The organism is Enterobacter sp. 50793107 (genome assembly GCF_001463365.1).
Lineage (GTDB): Bacteria > Pseudomonadota > Gammaproteobacteria > Enterobacterales > Enterobacteriaceae > Enterobacter > Enterobacter cloacae.
This window is the reverse complement of the sequence record NZ_LNII01000058.1, coordinates 1-5,884: the sequence shown is the minus strand read 5'-3', so window position 1 is coordinate 5,884 and position 5,884 is coordinate 1. Positions and strand designations below refer to the sequence as shown.

At 48.1% G+C, this 5,884-nt stretch carries 9 protein-coding genes; 6 read left to right on the top strand and 3 right to left on the bottom strand.

Annotation, left to right across the window (positions count from 1 at the left end):
* From APU11_RS07805 to APU11_RS29125, 6 genes are all read left to right on the top strand, one after another.
* On the top strand, nt 1-144 hold a 144-nt coding region (locus tag APU11_RS07805), incomplete at its 5' end, for a TerB family tellurite resistance protein (RefSeq protein WP_172802846.1).
* 22 nt (nt 145-166) lie between these two features.
* Nucleotides 167-1,207 (top strand): tellurium resistance membrane protein TerC, encoded by a 1,041-nt coding sequence (terC, locus tag APU11_RS07800; protein ID WP_000255079.1) that lies wholly within the window; start codon nt 167-169, stop codon nt 1,205-1,207.
* Nucleotides 1,208-1,255: 48 nt separating this feature from the next.
* Complete coding sequence (terD, locus tag APU11_RS07795) at nt 1,256-1,834, top strand: tellurium resistance membrane protein TerD (protein WP_000116677.1); 579 nt, start codon at nt 1,256-1,258, stop codon at nt 1,832-1,834.
* A 67-nt stretch (nt 1,835-1,901) separates the two neighbouring features.
* Entirely contained in the window at nt 1,902-2,477 is a 576-nt protein-coding gene (locus APU11_RS07790) for a TerD family protein (RefSeq protein WP_000301242.1), read from the top strand.
* Nucleotides 2,478-2,905: 428 nt separating this feature from the next.
* Nucleotides 2,906-4,147, top strand: coding sequence for a VWA domain-containing protein (locus tag APU11_RS07785; RefSeq protein WP_001053338.1), 1,242 nt, complete (start codon nt 2,906-2,908; stop codon nt 4,145-4,147).
* A 90-nt stretch (nt 4,148-4,237) separates the two neighbouring features.
* Complete coding sequence (locus APU11_RS29125) at nt 4,238-4,369, top strand: hypothetical protein (RefSeq protein ID WP_000374059.1); 132 nt, start codon at nt 4,238-4,240, stop codon at nt 4,367-4,369.
* A 340-nt stretch (nt 4,370-4,709) separates the two neighbouring features.
* Here APU11_RS29125 and APU11_RS07775 read toward each other — a convergent pair whose 3' ends face one another.
* The 3 genes from APU11_RS07775 to APU11_RS07765 form a co-directional block, all read right to left on the bottom strand.
* Entirely contained in the window at nt 4,710-4,991 is a 282-nt protein-coding gene (locus tag APU11_RS07775) for a hypothetical protein (protein WP_000077926.1), read from the bottom strand.
* Nucleotides 4,992-5,040: 49 nt separating this feature from the next.
* Nucleotides 5,041-5,232, bottom strand: a complete 192-nt coding sequence (locus tag APU11_RS07770; RefSeq protein ID WP_000398480.1) for a hypothetical protein — start codon at nt 5,230-5,232, stop codon at nt 5,041-5,043.
* A 91-nt stretch (nt 5,233-5,323) separates the two neighbouring features.
* On the bottom strand, nt 5,324-5,665 hold the full coding sequence (locus tag APU11_RS07765) for a hypothetical protein (protein WP_001151575.1): 342 nt from the start codon (nt 5,663-5,665) through the stop codon (nt 5,324-5,326).
* Between the last annotated feature and the right edge of the window lie 219 nt (nt 5,666-5,884).

The window sequence follows — 5,884 nt, the reverse complement described above, 5'->3', positions numbered from 1 at the left end:
GATCAGCCTGAGGCCGCTCAGCTGGCCTTACGTGTTGGTATTGCCGTTGCGAAAAGTGACGGTAACTTCGATCAGGACGAGAAACTGGCCTCCCGCGAGATCGCTATCGCGTTGGGCTTCGACCCGGCTGAATTTGGCCTCTGATCCACATCCCTAAGGGTAAAATATGGTTTCCACACACATCGGCTTCCCGACTGAAACGGTCATTGTTTTCATTGCGCTTTCAGTCGGTGCCATCTTTATTGACCTGTTTATGCACCGTGATGACAAGCCCATTTCCCTGAAGAGTGCGGCGCTCTGGTCCGTATTCTGGGTTGTGGTTGCGATGGCATTTGCCGGTTTCCTCTACATCCACCACGGTGCTGAGGTTGCCAGCCTGTTTGTAACGGGTTATGCGCTGGAGAAAGTGCTGTCGGTCGACAACCTGTTTGTCATGATGGCCATCTTCTCCTGGTTCGCCGTTCCTGATCGTTACCGCCACCGTGTTCTCTACTGGGGGATCATTGGTGCCATCGTCTTCAGGGGCATCTTTGTCGCCATCGGTACGAGCCTGCTGAGTCTGGGGCCGTATGTTGAAGTTGTCTTCGCTATCATCGTCGCCTGGACGGCGGTCATGATGCTTAAAAGCGGTGATGACGATGATGAAATTGAGGATTATTCCCAGCATCTGGCTTACCGCATGGTTAAACGCTTCTTCCCTATCTGGCCGAAGCTCAGAGGTCATGCTTTCCTGCTTAACCAGAAGGAAGTGGATGCCGAACTGGCGAAACCAGAAAACAGCGATGTCACCATTGGCCGTGGTAAAAAGGCGGCGCTGTATGCGACCCCTCTGTTCCTGTGTGTGGCCGTGGTTGAACTCTCGGATGTTATGTTTGCGTTTGACTCGGTACCGGCAATCATTGCCGTCAGTCGTGAACCGCTTATCGTCTATAGTGCCATGATGTTTGCTATCCTGGGCCTGCGTACTCTGTACTTTGTCCTTGAAGCACTGAAACAGTACCTGGTTCATCTGGAGAAGGCCGTTATCGTGCTGCTGTTCTTCATCGCGGCAAAACTGGGCCTGAATGCGACCGATCACATTTGGCATCATGGTTACAGCATCGCGGCGACAACCAGCCTGTATGTTGTACTGGGTGTTTTGGCGCTGGGCATTCTCGCAAGCGTCATGTTCCCGGGCAAACCTGAATCTGAGGAAAAGGGGAGCTGATCCCCTGAAGTGTTAACCTGAACAATTACTAATCGAAGAGGTTATTTTATGAGTGTTTCTCTTTCCAAAGGCGGGAACGTCTCCCTGAGTAAAGCAGCTCCGTCAATGAAAAACGTCCTGGTGGGCCTTGGCTGGGATGCGCGTTCAACAGACGGTCAGGACTTTGACCTGGATGCTTCAGCATTCCTGCTGGCCGCAAATGGCAAAGTGCGCGGCGATTCAGATTTCATCTTCTATAACAACCTGACGTCATCTGACGGTTCCGTAACCCATACCGGTGATAACCGTACCGGTGAAGGTGATGGTGATGATGAATCGCTGAAAATTAAACTGGACGCCGTCCCGTCTGATGTTGACAAGATCATCTTCGTTGTCACTATCCATGATGCTCAGGCTCGTCGCCAGAGCTTTGGTCAGGTATCCGGTGCGTTTATTCGCCTGGTCAATGACGATAACCAGACTGAAGTCGCTCGCTACGATCTGACCGAAGATGCGTCCACTGAGACTGCCATGCTGTTCGGCGAGCTGTATCGCCACAATGGTGAGTGGAAATTCCGCGCAGTGGGCCAGGGTTATGCTGGTGGTCTGGCATCTGTATGTGCTCAGTACGGCATTAACGCGTCCTGATCGAAAAGTAACTTTTCACCCGGGGCTGTTAATGCAGCCCTCATTCAACTGTTTGCAGGAGCTAAAAATGGCAGTTTCTCTCGTAAAAGGCGGCAACGTATCTCTGACCAAAGAAGCACCAACCATGAATATCGCTATGGTTGGCCTCGGCTGGGATGCCCGTGTAACTGACGGTCAGGCTTTTGACCTGGACGCTTCCGTGTTCGCAGTAGGCGAAGACGGTAAAGTGCTGTCAGATGCGCATTTCATTTTCTTCAATAACAAAACCAGCCCTGATGGCGCGGTAGAGCACCAGGGCGACAACCGTACCGGTGAAGGCGACGGTGACGATGAGCAGGTCAAAATCGATCTGACCAAAGTCTCAGCAGATATCAAAAAACTGGTGTTTGCCGTTACCATCTATGATGCAGAAGCGCGTAAACAAAACTTCGGCATGGTGAGCAACAGCTTCATGCGCGTTTACAACAACGACAACGGCACGGAAATTGCCCGTTTCGATCTGTCTGAAGATGCCTCAACCGAAACCGCTATGGTCTTCGGTGAACTGTATCGTCATGGCGCTGAGTGGAAGTTTAAAGCTGTCGGTCAGGGCTTTGCCGGTGGCCTGGCGGCTCTTGCCTCCCAGCACGGCGTTAACATCTAAAACAACGCTGAATCATACCCCGGCAATGCCGGGGTTTTTTTTGGTTGCGATCCGCTTTCAGGAGGGAGTAGTAGAAAGGGGACTGGAAATTTCAGAAAGCAGGTCATGTTAATTCAGACCTGAGCCTTTTAAAGGCAGGAAACGGATTTATCTCTGGTTGCTGGTTAAAGCCGGTATTCCGTGCCTTTTATCAACAGAATGCCCCTCTGATATATGTTACTTTTGCGGTTTATGAAGGAACGGGATCTGGAACATAAGATACCCGGTCAATCAAAATTCCAGTTCAACAGGTATAGAAACTTCAGCGTGATGAAATATGGTGTCACACCATATATACGCCTCACCAGAAATCCAGCGTCCTGAACTAAGCCTGGGGAACATATATAAGCGCTGCGCTTTAAAAATAATCAAAAATCAGGAGAGTTAATGTGAATCTACAATCCGGACAAAACATACCGCTTCAGCAATCTGCGATCAGGCTGAATCTTCAGTACCCTGCCAAATCCGGCTTTAAAGGCGAACCCGATACCTGCCTCTTCCTGCTTAATGCTCAGGGAAAGGTAACCGGCGATTCTGACTTTATCTTTTATAATAATCTGTCTTCTCCTGAAGGGGCAGTAAAGCTCGTTACCGGTTCTCAGCAGTCCAGCATTGAGATAGCACTGGATCGTGTTCCGGCGAACGTCAGTAAGATTGCGATCACCGTTGTCATTGATGGTGAAGATACTATCAGTGGGCTCAGTTTATTGAGCATTCAGGCTCCTGGTATCGCTGATTTTCAGGCTGAGACTCAGGGCCGCAGTGAGAAAGCAATCATCCTGGGTGAAGTATATCGGCACAATGGCGCCTGGAAGCTTCGTGCGCTCGGGCAGGGTTTCAACGGTGGTCTTGAGCCTCTGGCCATTAGCTTTGGCGTTGATGTCGCACAGCCAGCTCCGCAGCCAGCAAAGCCTGCTCGTATCAGTCTGGAAAAGAAACTTGAAACCAGATCTCCGCGCCTCGTAAGCCTCGCTAAAAAAGCCTCGGTCAGTCTCACTAAAAATAAACTGGACACCCTTGAGGCAGCGGTTGCATTTGTACTTGACGCATCCGGCTCAATGAGTGGCCAGTTCAGTAAGGGCAACGTTCAGTCTGTGCTGGACCGCATCGCCGTTCTTGCCGCCCAGTTCGACGACGACGGTGAAATGGATGTCTGGGGATTTGGAGAGAAGCACAAGAAGTATCCAAACGTCACACTGGACAACCTGGACACATATATTCAGTCCATTCGCGGGTCTGGAAAGCGTTCAGCCTGGGAGAACCTGCCGGGACTTGGTGGGACAAACAATGAGCCCCCTGTGATGGAAGAAATTGTCGACTACTTTAAGGACTCGAAAATCCCGGTATATGTTGTATTTATTACCGATGGCGGGATCAGCAAGACCCGGGCGATTAAAGATGCAATCCGGCGTTCTGCCAACTACCCCATCTTCTGGAAGTTTGTCGGCCTGGGTGGTTCAAGCTACGGTATCCTCAAAAATCTGGATGACTTTACTGACCGCCGGGTTGATAACACCCACTTCTTTGCCATGGATGATTTCGGTTCGATCAGCGATGAAAAGTTATATGATAATTTACTGGAAGAATTCAGACCGTGGATCGATGAAACAAAAAGGTTAGGCATCCTGTAATACGCACAGTTTTCGCATGGTTAAAGGAGCTCTACAGCAGCTTAATACTGTAGAGCCTTTGTTCACTGGAAATCGTACAGGGAGGAGCATATGGACCGCATCAAGTACCTGAAATGGATAGCTGAAGAATCACCAACTGATGATGAAATCGACAACTACGATAGTATCATTAGTCGGGGCGCAGAAAGGGCCGAGAAGGTTCAGTTGTCTTTAAGACGTTAATATACGGGAGTTTAAATGTTCGCAGAAATCAAAGATAATTATTCGTTAGGTGGATAAAGAAAGGTTGCCATTACCAGCTTTCGACGAGTCGAAAATAAAAACCTTATTTATAGTGACAGGGAGTATGAGCTGACGCTTGCCAATGGAACAATAATTAAAAATGTACTTAGAAAAGAAGAGTGGGAACTGTTAGAAAGCAATTCAATTAAGGTTATATTATAACGAAAATATATTTACAGTTTTGGATAGGTTTCAAACGAGTCCGGACATTTGTACCTGAAGTATCTGACATTACAGTTAAGTGACGATTATGCCAGCACGTCTGTTGCTGGCAGCTTAGCTATCGGTCTAAAAGCTGATCCATTAATAATTCTTCGTAAAGCCCAGAGGTATCGGGCTTTATTACAATATCCGTTATTTCGAAGCGTTCAAGTACAAATTGCAGATATTCCGGAGTAACGTAGTAGGGATCAGGTTCAGCCAGATTAGTATAGAGTGGGTCTTCTGCTGCATTAATGTCATAATCAATGCACATATGAAACCACTGCAAAGGTGGATCCCAGCCTAACATCACCTGAACAATTCCCTGATTGCTTTTCACCTCATACCAGTGCTGGCTCATACTTAGTCCTTAAGAAAATTTGTCATCGGAAAATAACACGAAGCCTGCATCATCGAGGCGCATAACCTTCTTCCCTTAACGCCTGTTGTAATTTATCAACTGCGCTTTTCATTACCCAGGCTTCTTCGTCACTCACAGCACAACCACGTAGATCGCTCCAGCTCAGACGTTTAACAAATTGAGCAAGGGCCATAGTTTCGTTCTCATCAAGCCGCAAACTCAGTGTCTCAATACCTTCCACTATCTAACCTCCCTTATAATGAAAAATGGCGTTTTACTTCTGACCAGATGCCGAAGCCTTGAATGCAGCCGGAACTGTCGTTGTTTCTACTTTACAGAAATGGAATTAAAAAGTGGTGATGCTGGGCACGTTTCTTTTCCAGCCGGGGTTTAAGCCAGAGCTGAAACTCATTCAACTTCTCAGCAGCCAAAACCGCTTCAACGGGGAAAACTTTATATTTACCCTGTTGCTGAGGTTCACCCAGCCATCGCCTGATGGCTCCGTCAGTCCATAAACGAGTCTCTTTTAGCCTAGTTACAGTGACCCATTTTCTGGACCATTCATCAAATTGTCGCTGGCGATCCCGATAACGTTGTTCTTCCTGCTGCCGAAGCCACTCGCGATCAACAGCAAATTTTCGGTATCCAACAAAGAGCCCTTGTACTTTGGCCATGTCATATTCCGGTTGCTTAGAGTTACTCATTCAACCAAAACCTAAACGTCGATACAAACTCTGTTTCATAACCAGGGTTTTATCCTTACCGCGGCTTTGTTGAATAAATCGAACTTTTGCTGAGTTGAAGGATCAGATCACGTATCTTCCCGACAACGCAGACCGTTCCGTGGCAAAGCAAAAGTTCAAAATCACCAACTGGCCCACCTACAATAAAGC

Excerpts from the sequence above, each read along its gene's own strand:
- terC (WP_000255079.1), top strand. The coding sequence starts at position 167 with ATGGTTTCCACACACATCGGCTTCCCGACTGAAACGGTCATTGTTTTC.
- terD (WP_000116677.1), top strand. The coding sequence starts at position 1,256 with ATGAGTGTTTCTCTTTCCAAAGGCGGGAACGTCTCCCTGAGTAAAGCA.
- APU11_RS07790 (WP_000301242.1), top strand. The coding sequence starts at position 1,902 with ATGGCAGTTTCTCTCGTAAAAGGCGGCAACGTATCTCTGACCAAAGAA.
- APU11_RS29125 (WP_000374059.1), top strand. The coding sequence starts at position 4,238 with ATGGACCGCATCAAGTACCTGAAATGGATAGCTGAAGAATCACCAACT.
- APU11_RS07775 (WP_000077926.1), bottom strand. The coding sequence starts at position 4,991 with ATGAGCCAGCACTGGTATGAGGTGAAAAGCAATCAGGGAATTGTTCAG.
- APU11_RS07765 (WP_001151575.1), bottom strand. The coding sequence starts at position 5,665 with ATGGCCAAAGTACAAGGGCTCTTTGTTGGATACCGAAAATTTGCTGTT.